Origin of the sequence: Aeromonas sp. (assembly GCF_050633025.1) — a bacterium.
Classification (GTDB): Bacteria; Pseudomonadota; Gammaproteobacteria; order Enterobacterales; family Aeromonadaceae; genus Aeromonas.
This window is the reverse complement of sequence record NZ_JBODRQ010000056.1, coordinates 1-20,932: the sequence shown is the minus strand read 5'-3', so window position 1 is coordinate 20,932 and position 20,932 is coordinate 1. Positions and strand designations below refer to the sequence as shown.

Annotated in this window: 20 protein-coding genes and 1 tRNA gene; 10 read left to right on the top strand and 11 right to left on the bottom strand. The window is 58.8% G+C overall.

From position 1 onward, the window contains the following. Positions 1–562 precede the first annotated feature (562 nt). From ACRAUW_RS09605 to lptD, 6 genes are read right to left on the bottom strand one after another with little or no spacing between them, the layout of a single operon-like run. Entirely contained in the window at positions 563–1,384 is an 822-nt protein-coding gene (locus ACRAUW_RS09605; RefSeq protein WP_431362100.1) for a symmetrical bis(5'-nucleosyl)-tetraphosphatase, read from the bottom strand. A gap of 6 nt (positions 1,385–1,390) precedes the next feature. Continuing rightward, a complete protein-coding gene (gene apaG / locus ACRAUW_RS09600) occupies positions 1,391–1,753 on the bottom strand; it encodes a Co2+/Mg2+ efflux protein ApaG (RefSeq protein ID WP_431362099.1) in 363 nt (120 codons plus the stop codon). Positions 1,754–1,757: 4 nt separating this feature from the next. Next, positions 1,758–2,570: a 16S rRNA (adenine(1518)-N(6)/adenine(1519)-N(6))-dimethyltransferase RsmA gene (gene rsmA, locus ACRAUW_RS09595; protein ID WP_201938249.1), complete on the bottom strand. Its 813-nt coding sequence runs from the start codon at positions 2,568–2,570 to the stop codon at positions 1,758–1,760. Next, on the bottom strand, positions 2,560–3,555 hold the full coding sequence (pdxA, locus tag ACRAUW_RS09590; RefSeq protein ID WP_431362098.1) for a 4-hydroxythreonine-4-phosphate dehydrogenase PdxA: 996 nt from the start codon (positions 3,553–3,555) through the stop codon (positions 2,560–2,562). The genes rsmA and pdxA overlap by 11 nt, the downstream gene beginning before the upstream one ends. After that, positions 3,555–4,853 carry a peptidylprolyl isomerase SurA gene (surA, locus tag ACRAUW_RS09585; protein WP_431362097.1) on the bottom strand — a complete coding sequence of 433 codons (1,299 nt, stop codon included), beginning with the start codon at positions 4,851–4,853 and terminating at the stop codon, positions 3,555–3,557. Before surA ends, pdxA begins: the two co-directional genes overlap by 1 nt. A 26-nt stretch (positions 4,854–4,879) precedes the next feature. Then, on the bottom strand, positions 4,880–7,336 hold the full coding sequence (gene lptD, locus ACRAUW_RS09580) for an LPS assembly protein LptD (RefSeq protein WP_431362096.1): 2,457 nt from the start codon (positions 7,334–7,336) through the stop codon (positions 4,880–4,882). A 174-nt stretch (positions 7,337–7,510) separates the two neighbouring features. Here lptD and ACRAUW_RS09575 point away from each other — a divergent pair, with 174 nt between their 5' ends. From ACRAUW_RS09575 to djlA, 3 genes are read left to right on the top strand one after another with little or no spacing between them, the layout of a single operon-like run. Then, the gene (locus ACRAUW_RS09575) at positions 7,511–8,521 is read left to right on the top strand and encodes an aminoglycoside phosphotransferase family protein (RefSeq protein ID WP_431362095.1); all 1,011 of its coding nucleotides are present in this window, start codon (positions 7,511–7,513) and stop codon (positions 8,519–8,521) included. Further along, entirely contained in the window at positions 8,518–9,186 is a 669-nt protein-coding gene (gene murU / locus ACRAUW_RS09570) for an N-acetylmuramate alpha-1-phosphate uridylyltransferase MurU (protein ID WP_431362094.1), read from the top strand. Before ACRAUW_RS09575 ends, murU begins: the two co-directional genes overlap by 4 nt. A gap of 19 nt (positions 9,187–9,205) precedes the next feature. Further along, on the top strand, positions 9,206–10,039 hold the full coding sequence (gene djlA / locus ACRAUW_RS09565) for a co-chaperone DjlA (protein WP_204419552.1): 834 nt from the start codon (positions 9,206–9,208) through the stop codon (positions 10,037–10,039). 89 nt (positions 10,040–10,128) lie between these two features. Here djlA and ACRAUW_RS09560 read toward each other — a convergent pair whose 3' ends face one another. Beyond that, positions 10,129–11,580 carry an aminoacyl-histidine dipeptidase gene (locus tag ACRAUW_RS09560; protein ID WP_431362093.1) on the bottom strand — a complete coding sequence of 484 codons (1,452 nt, stop codon included), beginning with the start codon at positions 11,578–11,580 and terminating at the stop codon, positions 10,129–10,131. A 942-nt stretch (positions 11,581–12,522) separates the two neighbouring features. Between ACRAUW_RS09560 and gpt the strand changes: the two genes are divergently transcribed. The 5 genes from gpt to ACRAUW_RS09535 all read left to right on the top strand — a co-directional run bounded on the left by gpt (position 12,523) and on the right by ACRAUW_RS09535 (position 17,429). Next, positions 12,523–12,990, top strand: a complete 468-nt coding sequence (gpt, locus tag ACRAUW_RS09555; RefSeq protein ID WP_005339007.1) for a xanthine phosphoribosyltransferase — start codon at positions 12,523–12,525, stop codon at positions 12,988–12,990. A gap of 165 nt (positions 12,991–13,155) precedes the next feature. After that, the gene (frsA, locus tag ACRAUW_RS09550; protein WP_431362092.1) at positions 13,156–14,424 is read left to right on the top strand and encodes an esterase FrsA; all 1,269 of its coding nucleotides are present in this window, start codon (positions 13,156–13,158) and stop codon (positions 14,422–14,424) included. Between the two features lie 62 nt (positions 14,425–14,486). Further along, the gene (crl, locus tag ACRAUW_RS09545; RefSeq protein WP_431362091.1) at positions 14,487–14,879 is read left to right on the top strand and encodes a sigma factor-binding protein Crl; all 393 of its coding nucleotides are present in this window, start codon (positions 14,487–14,489) and stop codon (positions 14,877–14,879) included. Positions 14,880–15,036: 157 nt separating this feature from the next. Further along, positions 15,037–16,140 carry a glutamate 5-kinase gene (gene proB, locus ACRAUW_RS09540; protein ID WP_431362090.1) on the top strand — a complete coding sequence of 368 codons (1,104 nt, stop codon included), beginning with the start codon at positions 15,037–15,039 and terminating at the stop codon, positions 16,138–16,140. Continuing rightward, complete coding sequence (locus ACRAUW_RS09535) at positions 16,140–17,429, top strand: glutamate-5-semialdehyde dehydrogenase (RefSeq protein ID WP_431362101.1); 1,290 nt, start codon at positions 16,140–16,142, stop codon at positions 17,427–17,429. The genes proB and ACRAUW_RS09535 overlap by 1 nt, the downstream gene beginning before the upstream one ends. A gap of 82 nt (positions 17,430–17,511) precedes the next feature. On the opposite strand, the gene ACRAUW_RS09530 is transcribed toward ACRAUW_RS09535, so the two are convergent. Genes ACRAUW_RS09530 through rsgA form a run of 4 tightly spaced genes read right to left on the bottom strand, consistent with a single transcriptional unit; the run spans position 17,512 to position 19,954 of the window. Beyond that, positions 17,512–17,763, bottom strand: coding sequence for a DUF2960 domain-containing protein (locus ACRAUW_RS09530; protein ID WP_431362089.1), 252 nt, complete (start codon positions 17,761–17,763; stop codon positions 17,512–17,514). Next, entirely contained in the window at positions 17,753–18,022 is a 270-nt protein-coding gene (locus ACRAUW_RS09525; RefSeq protein ID WP_005349372.1) for a VF530 family DNA-binding protein, read from the bottom strand. Before ACRAUW_RS09525 ends, ACRAUW_RS09530 begins: the two co-directional genes overlap by 11 nt. Further along, positions 18,019–18,891: an archaetidylserine decarboxylase gene (asd, locus tag ACRAUW_RS09520; protein WP_026034874.1), complete on the bottom strand. Its 873-nt coding sequence runs from the start codon at positions 18,889–18,891 to the stop codon at positions 18,019–18,021. Before asd ends, ACRAUW_RS09525 begins: the two co-directional genes overlap by 4 nt. A gap of 28 nt (positions 18,892–18,919) precedes the next feature. Continuing rightward, positions 18,920–19,954, bottom strand: coding sequence for a small ribosomal subunit biogenesis GTPase RsgA (gene rsgA / locus ACRAUW_RS09515; RefSeq protein WP_431362088.1), 1,035 nt, complete (start codon positions 19,952–19,954; stop codon positions 18,920–18,922). A 91-nt stretch (positions 19,955–20,045) separates the two neighbouring features. On the opposite strand from rsgA, the gene orn reads away from it, so the two are divergent. Both orn and ACRAUW_RS09505 read left to right on the top strand, forming a co-directional pair. After that, on the top strand, positions 20,046–20,591 hold the full coding sequence (gene orn / locus ACRAUW_RS09510; protein ID WP_164537626.1) for an oligoribonuclease: 546 nt from the start codon (positions 20,046–20,048) through the stop codon (positions 20,589–20,591). Between the two features lie 178 nt (positions 20,592–20,769). Further along, positions 20,770–20,845, top strand: a tRNA-Gly gene (locus ACRAUW_RS09505). Positions 20,846–20,932: the final 87 nt, after the last annotated feature.

Sequence of the window (20,932 nt, the reverse complement as noted above, 5' to 3'; positions counted from 1 at the left end):
CAATGTGGTCGCCGTATATTGAGAAATATTGGTCTGTGTTATAGGCATTTTTAGATGATTAAATCGATATATGTAGCTCTAATTAGGTGATGTTTGGTCACACATTGCTTTGTTGCTCAAAAAATCATGCAGATGCCCTAGTTAAGTATCTTAGTATAATAATTTTGGTCATTTTATCGATTAGCATTTGATAATTGAAAATATTTTATTGTACGAAAAATATATCTCTATTTAATTGATGATACTTATCCATCATCAATATAAAAAACAGCATTCCCGGCAGATTGCCGCAACACTGTTTAGGTAGGCGATTTTTTGTCTGATTATTCATAAGTGCGACTTTAGTTGGGGGAGCAAGGCTGTTTTCAGTCAATCTTCCTCCAGCCTTTAGACCGCGTGGCTTGCAATAGAAAGAGGGAGGCATCATGCCTCCCTCTCTTTTTAGCCCTGATACTACGTGGACTGGAACTCAAATTCGCTTAAGTGAACAGCATTGCGGCAGGTTGCCGGTGCGGGTCTTGGCAATCCGTGCGGCAGCGACCGCCAGATTGCAGCGCACTCCCTAGCTGGCGTGAACCGGGCAGGGGGTGGCGATCAGGGCATCATCCTCGTAGCGCCACAGGGTGAGGCTGTTGCCCCAGACACAGCCGGTATCGAGCGCCTTGATATCGCTCTTGCCGGTGTTGCCCATCAGCGCCGCCCAGTGGCCGAACACCAGAATGGGGTCGTCCACGTGATGCTCGCGCTGCTCGAACCAGGGGCGCAGGCCCGGGGTCGACTCCTTGGGACCCTTCTTGCATTTGAAGTCGAGTCGGCCATCGAAGTAGCAGAAGCGCATCCGGGTGAAGGTGTTGATGATGTAGCGGTAGCGGTCGATCCCGACCAGATCATCTTTCCAGCCATCGGGCTGGTCGCCGTACATGTTGTGCAGCAGCCAGCTGTACTGATCGCCGCGTAGCAGGCTCTCGACCTCGCGGGCGCAGTTACGGGCGGTACGGGCATCCCACGCCGGGGAGATCCCGGCATGCACCATCATGATGGGCAGATCCGGATGTTCGGCCAGCAGCGGGCGGTGGCGCAGCCACTCCAGCAGTTCATCCCGATCCGGCGCATCCATCAGGCTTTGCAGCTTGTCTTTCTTCTTGAGCGGTGCAACGCCATTGGCCACCGCCAGCAGGTGCAGGTCGTGATTGCCGAGCACGGTGACGGCGCGGTTGCCCAGCCCTTTGACAAAACGCAGGGTATTGAGGGAGTCCGGGCCGCGGGCGACCAAATCGCCGCAGAGCCAGAGCACGTCATTTTCGGGATCGAACGTGGCAAGATCCAGCAGACGGCGCAAGTCGTCGTAACAGCCCTGGATGTCACCGACAAAACAGTTCGCCATGAAACCTCAGTTGATAATATTGGGGATAGCCAGCGTGAAGGGGGCGATAGGCGCCTCAAACTGCTGGCCAGAGCCATCTTGCAGGGTATAGCTCCCTTCCATCACCCCAAGCGGGGTCGCCAGCGGCACGCCGCTCTGGTAGCGGTAGGTCTCACCTTCGGCAATGACGGGTTGTTCCCCGACCACGCCCGGGCCTGCCACTTCCTGCATCTTGCCATTGGCATCGGTGATGAGCCAGCGCCGGTGCAGCAACTGCACCGGGCCGGGCCCCAGATTCTCAATCTCGATCAGATAGTGAAACTGGTAAGGGTCTTTGCTATCCGCCACATACGAGGGGTATGGGCGGATCTCGATGTGCGGGAGTGCCACAGGATCAGGCCTGTTGCTGATCCGCCAGCCAGTTGGCGATCATGACAAACTGCTCGAGGGAGAGGTTCTCCGGACGCAGGTTGCCATCGATACCAAGCTCGGTCAGCTGGGCATCGGTGATGAAGTTGGAGAAGCTGTTGCGGATGGTCTTGCGACGCTGGCCAAAGCCTTCGGTACAGACGCGATTCAGACAACGGATATCTTTTGCAACTATGGTCGGATTCTTGTGCGGGATCAGACGAACTACGGCAGAGTCCACTTTCGGCGCCGGTTTGAAGGCGCCCGGGCCCACTTCCAGCACCGGCACCACCTGGCAGTAGTACTGGGTCATCACGCTCAGACGGCCATAAGCCTTGCTGCCCGGGCCGGCGGCCAGACGCAACACCACTTCCTTTTGCAGCATGAAGTGCATGTCTTCAACCCGGTCGGCAAACTCGCACAGGTGGAAGATGAGCGGGGTGGAGATGTTGTAGGGCAGGTTGCCGAAGATCCGCAGCGGCCCCCTGCCTTCACCCATCAGGGTGCCGAAATCGAAACGCATGGCATCCGCTTCGATGACGGTCAGCTTGTCTTTGAGCGTCGGGTGCTCGCGCAGGCGCGCAGCCAAGTCCCGGTCAAGCTCGACCACGGTCATCTTGTCCATCTGGGCGGCGACCGGCTCGGTCAGCGCGGCCAGACCCGGACCGATCTCCACCAGATTCTGGCCCGGCTGCGGGTTGATGGCGGCGACGATCTGATCGATCACATACCGGTCGTGCAAGAAGTTCTGACCGAAACGCTTACGGGCCGTGTGGCCCATGTGCACCTTACTGCTCATATCTTTTTTTCTCTACCATCTTGATGGCGTGGTTAATCGCGGTGACAAGGCTGCCCGGATCGGCCAGGGCCTTGCCTGCCAGATCCAGCGCGGTGCCGTGATCCACCGAAGTGCGGATGAAGGGAAGCCCCAGGGTGATATTGACCGAACTGCCGAAGCCCTTGTATTTGAGCACTGGCAGCCCCTGGTCGTGGTACATGGCGAGTACCGCATCCGCATCCTTGAGGTATTTCTCCTGGAACAGGGTGTCGGCCGGCAAGGGGCCGACCAGATCGATCCCTTCCTGGCGCAGGGTGGCCAGGGCGGGTTCGATCACGTCAATCTCTTCACGTCCGAGATGGCCACCTTCCCCGGCATGAGGGTTGAGGCCGCAGACGTAAATACGGGGTTTGGCGATGCCAAACTTGGTGGCGAGATCCTCGTTGAGGATCCGGATCACCTTGCCGAGGCGATCCTCGGTGATGGCCATCGCCACATAGGCCAGCGGAATATGGGTGGTTGCCAGAGCGACCCGCAGCCCCTCGGTTGCCAGCATCATCACCACATCGGCGGTGTTGGATTGCTGGGCAAAGAACTCGGTGTGGCCGCTAAACGAGACACCGGCCTGGTTGATGATCCCCTTGTGCACCGGCCCGGTCACCACGGCGGCAAATTCGCCGCTCATGTTGCCATCGCAGGCACGCTGCAGGGTTGCCAGCACATAGGCGCCATTGCCTTCGTTCAGCTCGCCCGGCACCACAGAGGCGCCGAGGGTGACCGGACAGATGGTCAGGGTGCGAGCTCGCTGCGGTTGAGCAGGTTGACGGGCATCATAGGGCTCAAGCTCGATGGGCAGTCCCAGCAGGGCCGCCCGCTCGCGCAGCAGCGCTGGATCGGCGATCACCACCAGCTGGTGAGGCCAATCCTGCTGGGCAATCTGCAGCACCAGATCCGGGCCGATCCCGGCCGGTTCGCCCGGGGTAACGGCAAGGCGACGGCAGCTCATCAGCTACCGGCTCCTTCGATCTGGATGTAGGCCTCGTCACGCAGCTCATCCAGCCACGCCTGGGACTCTTCCACGAAGCGGCGATTGTAGATCAGCTGGTAGGCGCGCTGCTCCTGAGCCTTGTCGGTCGCATCCTGGCTGCGGCGATTTTCCACCTGCACGATGTGCCAGCCATGGCTGGTACGGAACGGGGCACTGATCTGGCCCGGTTGCAGACGGTTGACCATGTCGCGGAACTCGGGGACATAGACATTGGGATCAGACCAGCCCAGTTCGCCACCCTGCACCGCAGAGCCCGGATCTTCGGAGTACTTCTCCGCCATGCTGGCGAAGCTGGCCTTGCCGCTCTTGATGTCGTGCAGAATGCCGTCCAGCATCCCCTTGGCTTTCTCTTCGCTCAGGATGATGGAGGGCTTGATCAGGATGTGACGGGCCTTCACCTCGGTCTGCATCACTTGCTGCTGACCCTTGGTGTCGAACACCTTGACGATGTGCAGACCGGCGCCAGAGCGCAGCGGGCCGACGATGTCGCCCTTCTTGGCACCCTGTACCGCTTCCGCCATCAGGGTCGGCATCTCTTGCGGGCTCATCCAGCCCCAATCCCCCCCTTCCAGCGCCTTGGGTCCGTTACTCTCGGCAATGGCCAGTTTGCGGAAGTCAGCACCTTGCTTGAGGGCGGCCAGAATGCGCTCAATCTTGCTCTTGGCGGCATCCAGCTGGGCGGCGGTGGGGTTATCCGGCAGGGCGATCTGGATATGGCCGACGTGATATTCATCCTGCTGCTGACCCTGTTTCTTCAGGATCTCCACCACCTGCTTCACCTCCTGCTCGGAGATGTTGATACGGCGGCGCACCTGATTGCGGCGCACCTCGTTCATCAGGATCTCGCGGCGAACCTCTTCCCGATACTGGGCATAGGTCATCCCTTCACGGGCGAGCTGGGCGCGCAGCTGATCAAGGGTCATTTTGTTGTCGGCGGCGATGCCCTGGATTGCTTGCTCCAGCTGGGTATCGCTGATCTTGAGGCCCTGGCGATCGGCCAGTTGCAGCTGCAGACTCTCCTGGATCAGACGGTCGAGCGCCTGTTTGCGCAGGGTGGCGTCATCGGGCAGAGACTGGCCGCTCTCCTGAGCGGAGAGCTTTACCTTGTTGACCAGTGCATCCTGTTGACTGGCAAGCACCACGTCCTTGTTGACCACGGCCAGCACCTTGTCCATCAGCTCGGGGGCCGCCAGCGCGGCCTGGCTCATGGCGCCAAACATACCCGCGGTCAGCAGGGCAATCAGGGTCTTTTTCATATCCATCTCTCAAGGCTGGACCAGCATCATTGCTGGTCTTTCAGATTAAACGGGCGAACATAGGGCAACAGCTCGGTATCCAGCGTGACGCTGCGGCCACCGGTACCGACACTGCCAAGTCCCTTCATCTCGAATTGAAGACCAATCGACTTCTCTGACGTGGGCTTCCGGGTGATGTTGTCTGGCTGGTTGTGCCACTCCAGACTCAGGTTGATGCTCCAGCAGCAGGAGTCATATTTGACGCCCACTTTGCGGTCAATATTGACGTTTTGCTGGATGTCACGGTAGTAGCCACCATACATCTGCCACTGATCGGCGATTGGCGCCATCATCACCAGACCTGCCTGGCTCAAGTCTTCTGCCAGAGCATTGTTGTAGTAGCTTTTATTGCCATCCTTGATAAAGCGGTAGTTGATCTGGCTGATGAACTTCTCGTTGCGATACTCAACAGCGCCATTTGCCGCACTGAACTGACTTTTTTCCGTGTCGTATTGCGTGCCTGCGTGAGCAAACCACTGCTCCGTGACCCGTGCGTCCCCCTCAAAAGAGAGCAGCGAGCGAGAGTTGGTGCTCGCGGGATCCGAAGGATAGAGGCGAACCTTGGGTGGCGTCAGCTCGAAGGCCTGGGCTACAGCCAAACGCAGCCGCTCATCACCAAAGTTGTCGTAGAGTCGGCTGGTGAGGCCAGCGGTGACCCGGTTGGCATCGCTGATGCGGTCGAGACCGGCATAGCGGCGATCGCTGAACAGGCTGTAGTAATCCTGACGAGTAGTAGTGGAGTCGTAGATCCCGATCTCGTCCTGATCCCGATAGGGCACATAGAGATACTGGAACTCCGGCTCCAGGGTCTGGGTTCCCTTGCCATCATACCAGTCGAGCGGGCGATCGAAATTCACTCCTCCCTTGAGGCGGAAGGAGGGGAGGGTGCGATTGGCTGTGCCATCCTTCAGGGTGAGCTGGCCAGTGCTGGAATCGGTAAACCGAGAGCGATCCGTATAGACCAGATCCTTGGGTACCTCCTGGTTGTAGGAGGTAAACATCAGCTTGTACTGGCTGGTCAGGTAGTAGCCTGGGGCATCGATGAGAGGCACGGTCAGGGTGGGGGCCAGGTGCAGACGGGTTGTGGTGTAACGCTCACCGGCCTGCTGGGCAGTGGCACTGCCGCTGTCATAACCAAACTTGGTCAGTTCGCTGTTCCATGCCAGATCGAACCACTTGCCCTGCTGGTAGTAGTTGTAGTCGATACGTGGCAGCATCTCGTGGGGCAGCAGTGCATACGGACTCAGGATCTGGTAGCGGCGAATCTCGGAAGTGAGATTCCAGCTCTGCTGGTAATAGCCAGCGGTAAAAGATTGTTGCAACTGGCTGTCGACCTGGGTGCCCACAGTCGGACTGAAGTCGTTGAAATAGTTGTAATCCTTGTCGCGCACCTGGGTGTAATCGACACCAAAGCGCAGGGAACCATCCATCAGGCTTGAGCCGTGCCGCACGTTCATCAGATAGCGGTGGCCATCGGACAGATAAGGGGTGCCGGTCGACGTGTTGATGAAGCTGGGATTGCCGGCATCATACTGCTTGTCGTCAGCCAGGTTTTCAAAGTAGAGGATGCCTGTGTGGGCGGGATCCGGCATGTAGCGGAACTCCACCTGCTCCATCAGACCGCGTTTGTCCATAAAACGGGAGGTAATGGTGGCATCATAGTTGGGGGCAATGTTCCAGTAGAAGGGCTGGGTGATATCCATGCCGTTGCCGGAGCTTTGCTTGTAACCCGGGTAGAGCAGACCGGTCTTCCGCTCATCCTTGATGGGGAAGTTGATATAAGGGAAGTAGAACACCGGGTAGTCATAGAGCCAGAGGCTGGCGTTCCAGGCTTCGCCGAACACCTCTTTCTGGTCGATGTCGATGCTGCCCGCCTTGAGGGTCCACACTTCCTGGCCGGGGGGGCAGGTGGTGTACTGGGCCCCCTCCATGGTGATGTTCTGGTTGTTGTTGGTCATCACCACGCGCTTGGCAAAGCCGCGCACCGGTGAGCCATGCACCTGATACTTGCCCTCTTCCAACTCGGAGTTCTTGGTATCCAGATTGGATTTGAGGGTCTTGTCGCTGGTGACGGTCACCTGACCGTCGTTGTAATAGATGTTGCCGATGGCGATAACATCCCGGCTCTTCTGGTCGAGCTGGGCATAGTCGGAGTCAAACTTGCGAACACCCTGACGAACCTTGACATCCCCTTCATAGACGGCCGTGCCGCCCTGTTTGGCCTCGAGACGGTCAGCATCAACCTCGACCGGCTGTGCGTTGGCTTCCTCGGCAGAGGCTGGCTTTTCGACCTTGGGGACATAGTCGTAACAGAGGCTGTCGAGGATCCCTGTGGCTGGCGGCGTCTCAAAAGGGGCAGCCTGAACCATCATGGATGTCAGGGCCGGTGCCAGGCTGATAGTCAGGGCGATGGGATAACGGTATCCCAGTGTCCATTTTGTCATGTGAAAGACTCGTGCAATCCGTGATAGATACGGTTGATCCAAGGCATGCATTTTACGACAGGTTTCATCGAGTTGACATTGCATGTCATTGCTTTATGTTAGCCGGCAATGATAAAGCATTATTGCGGCCAGGGCTAACAGCCAAGTGCTGCTTTCCACCTTGGTCCTCTACTTATGCACGATCGCGATTCCCTGCTATTGCAGTGGGCACGCCGTATTTCCGGTGATGCCACCCTTCAGTTGACCCTCATTTCCGGTGATGCCAGTTTCCGCCGCTACTCTCGTGGTGGTGGTCTGGTTTGGGTGGATGCCAATCCGAAAACCGAAAAAAATCATGAGTTTGTTCGTAACGCGGCCGCCTTGCAGGCGCGTCAGCTGTTGGCGCCAGAGGTGAAGGCGGTGGACTACGAACAGGGTCTGCTGGCGGTCAGTGACCTGGGCGATACCCAGCTGATCAGCTGCCTGAACGAACACAATGTGCAGGCCTGGTATGACAAGGCGATTGATTTGCTGCCCCGCCTGGGGGCGGTTGAACTGGCGCTTGAGCCCTTCGATGCCGCCTTTATGGCGCGGGAGAACAGCATTTTCCCCGAGTGGCTGCTGAGTCATCATCTGCAACTTACCCTGAGCCATGAAGAGCAGCAACTGCTGGACGAGACCTTTGCCTGTCTCACTGCCTGCAATATGGCCCAGCCGCAGGGAGTGATGCATAGAGATTTCCACAGTCGCAACCTGATGGTGTGTGGCGGTGATACCCCCGAGAGCAGCCGGCTGGCCATCATCGATTTTCAGGATATGGTCATCGGGCCGCTTACCTATGACCTGGTCTCCTTGCTGAAAGATTGCTACATACGCTGGCCTGACGAGGTGATCGATGAAGGGATGCGCCACGGTTTTGCCACCCTGCAACAGGCGGGTCTGCTTGGCGAGCTCGATTATGCCAGTTTCCGTCGTGATGCCGACCTGACCGGCATGCAGCGCCACCTCAAAGCTGCCGGAATATTTACCCGGCTCTATCATCGCGACGGCAAGTCCGGCTATCTCAAGGATATTCCCCGTACCCTTGGCTACGTGGTGGATGTCTGTCGCACTCACGGTAGCGCCTATCCGGTATTGGCCCGTTTTGGTCAGTGGCTGGAGCAGGTGGTGTTGCCGGGGATCGCCAACGCCGGGGTGAAACCATGAAGGCGATGATCCTGGCCGCTGGCCGTGGCGAGCGGATGCGCCCGCTGACTGACCTGCTGCCCAAACCACTGCTGGCTGTCGGGGGCAAACCGCTCATCGTTCATCACATCGAAAAACTCAAAGCCGCCGGCGTAACCGAGTTGGTGATCAACCACGCCTGGCTCGGCCACAAGCTGGTCGAGAGCCTTGGTGATGGCAGTGCGCTTGGCGTGACCATCCACTGGTCAGCCGAGGAGAGTGCGCTGGAGACTGCGGGCGGCATCGTGCAGGCGCTGCCGCTGCTGGGCGCAGACTCTTTTCTGGTGATCAACGGCGATACCTGGCTCGATCTCGATTATCACACTCTGGTCAGCCAGCCCCTTGGCGAGGATCTGGCCCATCTCTGGCTGGTGCCCAATCCACCTCAACACCCGGCCGGGGACTTTGCCCTGCAAGGGGGGCGAGTCATGGATACGCCGGCGTTTACCTTCAGCGGGGTCGGACTATATGATCCGGCGGCCTTTGCCGGTCTCGCGGGCGGTGCCCGCAAGCTGGCGCCCCTGCTGCGTGACTGGATGGCGCAAGGGCGGGTGGGCGGCAGTCTGCTTGCTGGCGAGTGGCGCGATATCGGCACGGTCGATCGACTGCGCGAGCTGGATGACCAGCTCCAGGCCCGCACTCATTAACTTCAAGAGGTCTTGAACCATGCGTATTTGGGGTAAGGTGCTGGGCGCCTTCTTCGGTTTTCTGCTCGGCAATATCATCGGTGCCCTGATTGGCCTCTGGGTCGGCCACCGTTTCGACCGTGGCATGGGGCTGCAGGGGGCGTTTCGTCGCGGCCCGAGTCAAGAGCAGCAAGCCGTCTTCTTCCATGCCACCTTCTCGGTGATGGGTCACATCGCCAAGTCAAGCGGTCAGGTGACCGAGCAGGAGATCCGGGTTGCCTCCAACCTGATGGATCGGATGCGGCTGGCCGGTGAGCAGCGTGCCCGAGCGCAGGAGTCGTTTCGTCTCGGTAAAGAGGCCGATTTCCCGCTGCGCGAGACCCTGGCCGAGTTCCGCCGCGCCAGTCTGGGGCAGCGCGACATTCTGCGCTTCTTCCTCGAGGTGCAGTTGCAGGCGGCCTTTGCCGACGGGCGGGTAGAGGAGGGCGAGCGCGCCATTCTTCACACCATCGCCGATGAGCTGGGGTTCAGTCGCATCGAGCTGGCCCGCATTCTGGCGATGGCCGAGGCGCAGATGAACTTCTTCAATCAGGCTCATGGTCAGTATCAGGGGGGCCATTCCGGTGGCCAGCAGTATCGGCAGGAGCCGCCCTCTGCGGATCGCCTCAAGAATGCCTACCAGTTGCTCGGGGTGAGCGAGAGCGACAGCGATCAGGATATCAAGCGCGCCTACCGCAAGGAGATGAGCAAGCATCACCCGGACAAGCTGGCCGCCAAAGGGCTGCCGCCGGAGATGATGGAGATGGCCAAGGAGAAGACCCAGGAGATCCAGCAAGCCTGGGAGTGGATCCGCGAGGCCCGCGGTATTCGTTAAGCGCCGAAGTCTGGCTGGCCTAATCGCAGCAACGAAAAAGCCCCGCAGCAGTGCGGGGCTTTTGTTTTGCCTGTTTTATCCGGGCTGGCTTACTTGGCCGGAATGGCTTCCAGCACGTGCACCAGCAGTTGCCAGAAACGTTCGACCGCCGGGATATGTACCTTCTCGTCAGGGGAGTGGGCACCGCGGATGGTCGGGCCGAAGGAGACCATGTCCCACTCCGGATAGGCGCTCTTGAACAGACCGCACTCGAGGCCGGCGTGGATCACCATGACGTTGGGCATGGTGCCAAACAGGATCTGGTAGCTATTGCGTACCAGCGCCATGACGGGGGAGTCCACGTTCGGCGCCCAACCCGGATAGGCACCGGTGAATTCGCAGCTGGCGCCTGCCAGGGTGAACAGGGAGCGGGTCATCTGCTCGATGCTCTCGCGACCGGAGTCAATCAGGGAGCGGATCAGGCACTGGACGTACACTTCGCCATCCTGAGTCTTGATGACCCCCAGGTTGGTAGAGGTTTCGGTCACGCCGGGCATGGCATCGCTCATGCGCATCACGCCGTTCGGGCAGGCCATCAGGGCATCCAGCAGGCGCTGCTGCAGGGAGACGCTCATCAGCTTGGCCGGTTTGGCGGCGTTGTTGACCAGCACGGTCAGGTTCGGCTCGGTGGCGGCCAGTTCGGTCTGGTAGATCCCGGTGTAGCGGTCAACCAGCGCCTTGAACTCGTTCATGCTGGCAGCAGGCACCAGCAGGGTGGCATGGGCTTCGCGCGGGATGGCGTTGCGCAGAGTGCCGCCGTGGATCTCGGCCAAGCGGATACCCAGCGGCTCGGCTGCTTTGAGCAGACGCACCAGCAGCTTGTTGGCATTGCCACGACCGCGATGGATGTCGCAACCGGAGTGACCGCCGCGCAGCCCTTTCACGGTCAGTTCGAGGGCTTCGCCTTCCGCTGCATCAACCAGCTCGAGCGGGAAGCGGATATTGGCATCCACACCACCGGCGCAGCCCATATAGACCTCGCCATCCTCTTCAGAGTCGGTGTTGAGTAGGATCTCGCCTTCCAGCCAGCCCGCTTCCAGACCGAAGGCGCCGGTCATGCCGGTCTCTTCGTCAGTGGTCAACAGCACTTCCAGCGGACCGTGCTTGATGCTCTTGTCTGCCAGCGCAGCCAGGCAACCGGCCATGCCGATGCCGTTGTCGGCACCCAGAGTGGTGCCACGGGCAGTGACCCACTCGCCATCCACATAGGCATCGATGGGATCAGTCACGAAGTCATGCTTGGTGTCGGCGTTGGCCTGCGGCACCATATCGATGTGGGCTTGCAGCACCACGGCTTTGCGGTTCTCCATCCCCGGGGTGGCTGGCTTCTTGATGATGATGTTGCCGACCTTGTCCTGCTTGACCGCCAGACCTTCCTCCTGGGCCCACTGGATGATCCAGGCACTCAGCTTGGCTTCATGTTTGGAAGGATGGGGGATGGAGCAGATCTGTTCGAAGAAATGCCAAATCAGTTCGGGAGAGAGAGAGCTAAGCTGTGCCACGTTGGGACTCCTTACCAGCACGGAATAAACGGGCCCCATCAGCGGGCCGGGGAAGAGGGAAACGATAATACAGTCAATCACACAAAAATGTGAGCAATCAGCGCAAATAGCAGGCAGCTTGTGCTGGCTGATGGCAACCAGGTAGTACGATTGTCAGGTTCGGATGACGCCTGCCAAAAAGAAAATATGTGATCACCCTCACAAAAATATTGAATTTAACGCGCTGGCTGGTAAATTAGCTCCCGTGGTTCGCCACCCGTCAGGATGACGATGAAAGCCTCCAGGGAACCGAAGCAAAGCAAGTGCGCCTCCATGGAACCGAGTGTTTGTTCAAGGATTTGAGCCCGCATTAAGGTACGTAACTTGTTAAGCAATCAGGAGTTTCAAAATGCCAGGCAGCAACTCTACCTATTGGTTTGCCACCTCTTTGTATACCCAGGGTTTCAGCTACCCTAACCCCTTCGTCACTCGTCGCTAAGACGAGCTGCCCAACCAGGCAGGGGCGAGAAAGCAGCAGGTGCGTGAGGTCAAACCTCCCCCTGCTATTTTTTTATCTGCGATTTGCCGCACAGCCCATTTGGGGTCATCTGCAGGGGCGACAGATTGGTCGTTTGGCGCTCTATATGTGCCAAATGGAGAGAGTGATACCGTTTTTTTCCTGTTTTTGGCATACGTTTGCCAGGCATTTTCTCTGCAAACGGTGCTATCATATCGGCCCAACAGCCTGTCCGCGGTTTGGACACATCATCTAACCGATCGCCGGATAAGCCCATCTTGCTTCCATTGTTATCAGATTTGCTGCCGAGGCTTAGCCCTGAGGCAGCCGAAGTGCAATCTGAATTCAGTCGGGCAAGGGCCGCCATTTACTGGCATCCGCAGGGATAATTGCGGATGTTTTTATTTTAAGTAATTGTTTTTAAATAACTATTCGAGATCGATAACATGCCGAAAAAGTTCTATGTGTCGTGGGACAACCTGCAACGTGAAGCTCGCCGTCTGGCCCGTCGTCAGCTGCCTGTCAGCCAGTGGAAAGGTATCATCGCGGTCAGCCGTGGTGGTCTGGTGCCCGCAGCCCTGATGGCCCGTGAACTTGGCATTCGTAATGTGGAAACCCTCTGCATCTCCAGCTATGACCATGACAGCCAGCGCGAGCTGGTGGTCGTGAAGGCTGCCACCACCGCCGGTGACGGCGAAGGTTGGTTGGTGGTGGAAGATCTGGTAGACACCGGCACTACCGCCAAGGCGATCCGCGAGCTCTACCCGAAAGCCAAGTTCATCGCGATTTTCGCCAAGCCGATGGGCGAAGCGCTGCTGGACGATTTCGAAGTTGCCATCCCGCAGGATACCTGGATCGAACAGCCGTGGGATATGGCGCTGGAGTTCGCCACACCGATCTGCGACGAAAAGTAACGGGATGTGACGCCCACAGCGTCCATTGGCCGCAACCGATGATAGTGGTTTCACAGGGTTCCAATTTGGAGCCCTGTTTTTTTGTCTATCAATCTGTTGCGGGGTGGCTGATGGGCAGTAAAAGTGGTTAAGATGAACCATTGCCTGATTGAAAGAGACACTATTTTGGACTTGAACGACGACCTTAATTTGACCGAAAAGCTGTTCACCCGGGTCAAGAAGGTATTGGAAACTTCCGAGATCTCCAACTCCAGCCCGGCGAAAATGGCCGAGGCCGAGTCAGACGAGATGTTTATCGATGGTTCCATGTCAAAGAGCTGGTATCGCCTGCTGCGCCGCCCATCCTGGGCCTGGCAGGGGGCTGATCCGGTCGAGGTGGAGCAGACCCTGGCCCGCATCGCCATGGCGACCGGCGAGCGCACCCGTGACTGCTATCTCGATACCATCAAGGGCTATGTGCCCGGCAACTGGATCTACGAGTGGAGCCAGGTGGCTGGCAACTATTTCAAGCTGGGCCGAGAACTGCGTGAGAAGGGTGATACTTCTGGCGCCCTGAAGCAACTGCTCAAGGCGGTGCGCTACTACTCCATCGCCAGCTATCCCCATCTCAAGGACGACGAGCTGGCGGATCAGGCCCAACTGCTCGGCAACATGGCCTATCGCGAGGCGGGCCGGTTGTTCAAGGTGCCACTCAAAGAGATCCAGGTGCCCTTTCGCGGCAAGCATATTCAGGGTTATCTCCACCTGCCGACGACCGACAAACCGGTGCCGCTGGTGATCATCAGCGGGGGGATTGACTCCCTGCAGCTCGATTTCCTCAACTTCTATCTCAAGCAGCTTGAGCCCAACGGCATCGGCATGTTGTCGCTGGATATGCCGGGCATAGGTTATGCCGAGCACTGGCCGTTGGTGCAGGATACCAGCCGCCTTCATCAGGCGGTGTTGCACTATCTCTCCGAGGTGGCCTGGGTCGATCACCAGCGCATCGCCATGGTCGGTTTTCGGCTGGCAGGCAATGTGGCGGCTCGGCTGGCCTTTATCGAACCGTTCAAACTCAAAACCGTGGTCTGTGTCGGAGCCGGGGTCAATCAGGTGTTTACCAATCAGGAGCTGTTTGCCAAGTGCCCACGCATGATGCGGGACAGTCTGGCCAACCGGTTGGGGGCCGATGCGGCCCAGTGGGATACCATGCGCACCAAGTGCCAGGTATTTTCACTGAAAACCCAAGGATTGCTCGGGACTCGCACCTCAGTGCCGATATTAAGTATCGGACACAAGAGAGATTTTATTTGTCCCGAGCAGGATGTCCGGGCGTTGGCGGCGGCCAGCCGTAACGGCAAGGCCATTGTGTTTGATAAACAGCCCTTGCTGGAGGTCTATGACCAGGCGCTGGATGAGATTGTCGAGTGGTTGAAACGGCACTTGTGTGCCTGATACTGCGCTAAAAATCTGACGCCATCCCGAGGTGGCGTGGCTTGTTTAACAGGGAGGTTAACATGTCAGAAAGAGTCACTTACAAGCGACTACTGCGGCAGTTTGCTGCCATTGGCCCCTATTTGCGCGAGGATCTCTGCGAAGAGGGGCGTTACCGTTTCGACAGTCTGTCGGTCTGTGTCAGCGCCAAGCCGGCACCGGACAAACGGGAGTTCTGGGGGTGGTGGCTGGTGCTGGAGCAGGATGATCACCAGTTCCGCTATCACTATCAGTTCGGTTTTTACAATGCAGACGGTGAATGGATCGACAAACCGATCCCCAAGAAGCATCAGGTGGAGGTGGAACGCACCCTCAACCGTTTCTACAAGCTCATCAGCGACAAGCTGGCCGCTCTTGAGTGTCACTTGTCTCCTGCCGAGCAGGTCACTCACGAGCTGACTGTAACGGCTGCCTGATCCCCTGAAGCCCTGCGAGTTGCATCTGTCACTCGCAGGGCTCCAGTTCTATCTTCTCCAGCTTTTTCTCCTCTTCCATCGCACCATGAATTGCCTTGCAGGGCTCCATGGCCGTGGGTATAAAGATATTCCTTACTTTTTTAGCCTTTATGCTCCCATGGAAAACAGAACCATAGTCGTCAAGTTGGGCACCAGCGTGCTCACAGGGGGGTCTTCCCAGCTCAATCGTGCCCATATGGTCGAGCTGGTCAGACAGTGTGCGGCCTTGTACCGTCACGGCCATCGGGTCGTGGTCGTCACCTCGGGGGCGATCGCCGCCGGGCGTGAGCATCTGGGGCACCCGCCACTCGCACCAACCCTGCCCAACAAGCAGATGCTGGCGGCGGTTGGTCAGACCCAGCTTATTCGGGTATGGCAGGATCTGTTCAACCTCTACGGTCTGCATATTGGCCAGATGTTGCTGACCCGCGCCGATTTGGAAGATAGGGAGCGCTACCTCAACGCCCGTGACACCATGCGCACCCTGCTTGATCACCGCATTATTCCGGTCATCAACGAAAACGACGCGGTGGCGACCGCCGAGATCAAGGTAGGTGACAACGACAATCTCTCCGCCCGCGCCGCCATTCTGGCGGATGCGGATCTGCTGATCCTGTTGACCGACCAGAAGGGGCTCTTTACCGCCGATCCGCGCACCAATCCCGACGCCCAGCTCATTGAAGAGGTGCAGACCATCGACGATACCCTGCGCTCGCTGGCGGGTGACAGCGTCAGTGGCCTCGGCACTGGCGGCATGGCTACCAAGCTGCAGGCGGCCGATGTGGCGCGCCGTGCCGGGGTCAATGTGGTGATCGCGACCGGCCAGATGCCGGAGGTGATCGGCCGTCTCGCCAAGGGCGAGCGGATTGGCACCCTGTTCCCGGCGCTGGCCTCCCCGCTGGAAGGGCGCAAGAGCTGGATTTTGGCAGGCCCGCCCCCTCACGGCGAAGTCCATGTGGACCAGGGGGCCGTTGCTGCCATGAAGGAGAAAGGCTCCAGCCTGCTGCCCAAGGGGATCGTCGCGGTCAAGGGCGACTTTATTCGGGGTGATGTGGTGCGCATTCTTGATCCCAAAGGCGCCGAGCTGGCCCGCGGCATCTGCCGTTACGACCATCTGGAGCTGGATAAGCTGCGCGGCGTCCACTCGGATCAGATTGAACAGGTACTGGGCTATGGCTACGGCTCTGTGGCCATCCATCGAGACGATATGGTGCTGCTCTAATCAGAGCGCCACGGCATGAACAAAAGGGCACTGAAATGAGTCTGGAGAAAATGGGGCAGGCGGCCCGTGAAGCCGCCTATCAGCTGGCTACCGTCAGCACGGCGCAGAAGAACCGGGCGCTGGCCGCCATCGCCGAGGAGCTGGAGGCGCGTAGCGAGCAGATCCTCGCGGCCAACGACAAGGATATAGCTGCCGGCCGTGAAGCGGGCTTGTCAGAGGCGATGCTGGATCGCCTGCTGCTCAATCCGGCCCGGCTGGCCGGTATCGTGGCAGATGTACGCAAGGTAATTACTCTGGATGATCCGGTCGGCGCCGAAATGGATAGCCGGGTGCTGGAGAATGGCCTGCGCCTCTCCCGTCGTCGGGTGCCCATCGGGGTTATCGGCGTCATCTACGAGGCGCGTCCCAACGTCACCATCGATATCGCCAGCCTCTGCCTAAAGACCGGCAACGCCAGCATACTGCGCGGCGGGCGCGAGACCTTCCACTCCAATTTGGAGCTGGTGCGGGTGATCCAGCATGCCTTGGCGGCCTCCGGTCTGCCCGAGGCGGCGGTGCAGTACATCGACAACCCGGATCGGGCGCTGGTGGCCGAGCTGCTGCGCCTCGACCGCTACGTGGACATGATCATTCCCCGCGGTGGTGCCGGCCTGCACAAGATGTGCAAGGAGAACAGCTCCATTCCGGTCATCATCGGCGGGTTCGGTATCAGCCATATCTTCGTCGACGAGAGTGCCGATCTGGTGCGCTCTCTGGCGGTTATCGATAACGCCAAGGTGCAGCGCCCCTCCGCCTGCAACGCCCTCGATACCCTGCTGGTACACGAGAAAGTCGCTTCGACTTTCCTGCCGCAGCTGGTGACGCTGATGAACGAGCGCAAGGTGGCGCTGGTGGCAACCCCGGAGGCCATGCCTCTGCTGGCGGATGCCGAGCAACTGCGCGAAGCGGGTGCCGAGGACTTTGATACCGAATGGTTATCGCTTACTCTGGGGATCAAACTGGTGGCGGATGTGAACGAGGCGCTGGCCCATATGCGCGAGCATAACGCCGGTCACTCCGATGCCATCCTGACCAATGATCTGGCCAACGCCGAGCGTTTCGTCAACGGGGCCGGTTCGGCGGCTGTCTATGTCAACGCCTCCACCCGTTTCACCGATGGCGGCCAGTTTGGTCTGGGGGCCGAGGTGGCGGTGTCGACCCAGATGCTGCACGCTCGCGGCCCCATGGGGCTGACCGAGCTCACCAGCTACAAGTGGGTGGGGCAGGCGGATTATCTCAGCCGTGCCTGATAACAGACCGTTGCAGAAACAAAAATGCCGACCACTGGGTCGGCATTTTTGTGGGCGCTTGACGGCGATGCCACCTCGACCACTACTCGTGAGAATCTCTTTCGATCACGATGTTGGAGAATCCCAACTCTTTGAAGTAGTTCTCCCGGTAATCCTTCACGCTTTTCTTGTCACGGCGACAAACCTGAGCCAACTGAGCCTCCATGGCGTGGAAACTGGAGAGATCCAACCCTTCGGCAGCGGCGATGGCGTCGTAGATGCTGCGGAACTTGTCGTTCGCGTAGCCGATCTCTTTGGCCTGTTTTTTATAGGTGTACGTAATCTTAAAGGCCATCTTGCCCTTCCTTCTTCGATTTGGCTTGCTTGCGCTGGACGTAGAGGTAGAGGCTCTCGACCTTCTCCCGAGCCCAGGGGGTCTTGCGCAAGAACTTCAGGCTGGACTTGATGCTGGGATTATCGGTAAAGCAGCGGATATTGATCTGCTGCCCCAGTTCTTCCCAGCCGTAGTGTTCGACCAGCGCGGTGACGATGGCTTCCAGCGTCAGCCCGTGCAGCGGGTTGTTCTTCTGCGAGGCGTTCGGTTGCTCGCTCATGCCTGCTCCGCCAGCTTGGCAAAGGGCTGACCCATGCGGGTAGTGACCCCGTTGGCCAGATGGGGTTCGAAACCGGCCAGCATGCCCGGGCCAAACAGGCAGACGACTGTGCTGCCCAGCTTGAACAGGCCCATCTCGGCGCCTTTCTGCAGGGTAATGGCCTCGTCGCCGGTGTAATCCCAGCGCACCACCTTCTTCTCTTTGGTCGGCGCAATATTGCCAGCCCAGATGGTCTCGATGCTGGCCACGATAGTGGCACCAACCAGCACCAGCGCCATCGGGCCGTGCGGGGTGCGGAAGGTGGCCACCACCCGCTCGTTGCGGGCAAACAGGTTCGGCACGTTCTCGGCGGTGAGCGGGTTGACGGAGAAGAGATCCCCCGGCACGAACACCATGCTCTCCAGCACGCCGTCCAGCGGCATGTGGATGCGGTGGTAATCCTTGGGCGCCAGATAGATGGTGGCGAAGTCGCCATCCTTGAACGGCGCAACCAGATCCTCATAGCCGCCCAGCAGCTCGCGGGCGCTGTAGTCGTGGCCCTTGGCCTGAATGATGCGACCCTGCTGGATGGGACCGAGCTGGCTGACGGTGCCATCCACCGGCAGCGCCAGGGTCATGGCATCTTCTACCACGGGGCGGATACCGGGCTTGAGCTCGCGAGTGAAGAACTCGTTGAAGCTCTTGTAGTGGGCCGGACTCTCGTGCAGCGCCTCGCTCATGTCGACCTGATACTGCTTGATAAAGGCCTCGATCACTTTGGTGGTGATGTTACCCGCTTCGGCGGCGGCAAATTTGCCGATCAGACGGGAGAGGGCGTGCTTGGGCAGACAGTATTGACCGGCAATTTTCAGGTTGTCAGTAATGCTCATGTTCATCATCAACGTAGGTTTATTAGGGTCACAGGCGCGCTTGCTGGCGACCGTGACGGGCTTCCTGCATGGTTTCCAGGATGCGGTGATAGTTGTGGAAGCGATCGGCGCTGATAGCGCCCGCGTCGACCGCGGCGCGCAGGGCACAGCCGGGATCGTCCTTGTGGGTACAGTCGCGGAACTTGCAGCCACCCAGATAGTCGCGGAACTCGATAAAGCACCAGGTGATGCGATCGGCTTCCAGATGCCAGAGGGCGAACTCGCGGATCCCGGGGGAGTCGATGAGATCGCCGCCGCTCGGGAAGTGGTAGAGTCGCGCCGTGGTGGTAGTGTGCTGGCCGAGCCCCGAGTTTTCGGAGATCTCGCCGGTCAGTACATCCAGCCCCGGCATCAGGGCGTTGGTGAGCGAGGATTTGCCCACCCCGGACTGGCCAACGAAGATGCTGATCTTGTCGGTCAGTGCGGCTTTAAGCTCATCCAGCCCTTCGCCGCTCTCGCAGCTCACCAGCAGCACCTCGTAATCGAGTTTGCGGTAGGTTTCGAGCTGGCTCTCGATGCGCGCTCTGGCGGCGTCATCCAGCATATCGACCTTGTTCAGCACGATGAGCGGCTGGATCTCCACATCCTCGGCAGCCACCAGATAGCGGTCGACGATGTTGGTGGAGAACTCGGGCATCACCGCCGAGACGATGATGATCTGGTCGATGTTGGCGGCGATGGGTTTGACCCCGTCGTAGAAGTCCGGCCGGGTCAGTACCGAGTGGCGCGGATGCACCGCCTCGATGACGCCCGCTGTCGCGGCATTGAGGCCGGGACGCCACACCACCTTGTCGCCACAGACCAGACTGCTGATGCTGCTGCGCCGCAGGTTGCTGCGGTGGATGGTGCCATCGACCGCTTCCACGTCTGCGTGCTGACCAAAACGGCTGATCACCACCCCTTCGATGGCCGGGCCAAACAGGGTGTCATCCACCACTGTGGTGTGATCTTTTTGCAGCCGCCGTTCGCGGTTGGCCTGGACGCGCCTTTGTTGACCCAGATTGAGTTTTGCTTTCTTTGCCACTCGATTCGCCAGTTTATGAACAGATCCAAAGCCAGTATGATACATGCAAATTGGCAAAATTCCGCCATTCCTCCCAACAGAGAGAGTAATCATGACAGTCAGCGCGCAGAACCTGGTATGGATCGACATGGAGATGACGGGTCTCGACCCCGAAGAGAACGTGGTACTGGAGATTGCCACCATAGTCACCGACAAGGATCTGAACGTACTGGCCGAAGGGCCGGTCATCGCCATTCATCAGAGTGATGAAGAGCTGGCCAAGATGGACGACTGGAACGTCAACACCCATACCAAGAGTGGTCTGGTGGCCCGGGTCAAGGCGAGTCAGCACGATGAGGCGAAAGCCATTGCCGAGACCCTCGAGTTCATTCGCCAGTGGGTGCCGGAGCGTACCAGCCCGCTGTGCGGCAACAGCATCGGTCAGGATCGCCGCTTCATGGTCAAGCACATGAGCGATCTGGAAGCCTTCTTCCACTACCGCAACGTCGATGTCAGCACCATCAAGGAGCTGGTACGCCGCTGGCAGCCGGAACTGCTGGATCAGTTCAAGAAGAGCGGTACCCATCAGGCGCTGGACGATATCCGCGAATCCATCGCCGAACTGCAGTTCTATCGCAGCCACGTCTTCAAGATCTGATTCTCCGGCAAGGGTTTGCCATGCGCTGGCTGCTAAAATCGACAGTTCGGCCAGCTTTTGAGCGAACGCGCGCAACCAGACAAAAAAGCCCTTGCAATTGGAATGACTGCTCTTATAATTCGGCTCCCGTACAGTAGCTTAAGCAACCAAATGCTGTACGGCCTGTTTTAAGGTAGTTGCGGGAATAGCTCAGTTGGTAGAGCACGACCTTGCCAAGGTCGGGGTCGCGAGTTCGAGTCTCGTTTCCCGCTCCAAAAATCTGATGATGACACTGGTGCAAACCAGCCCGATGCGGGAATAGCTCAGTTGGTAGAGCACGACCTTGCCAAGGTCGGGGTCGC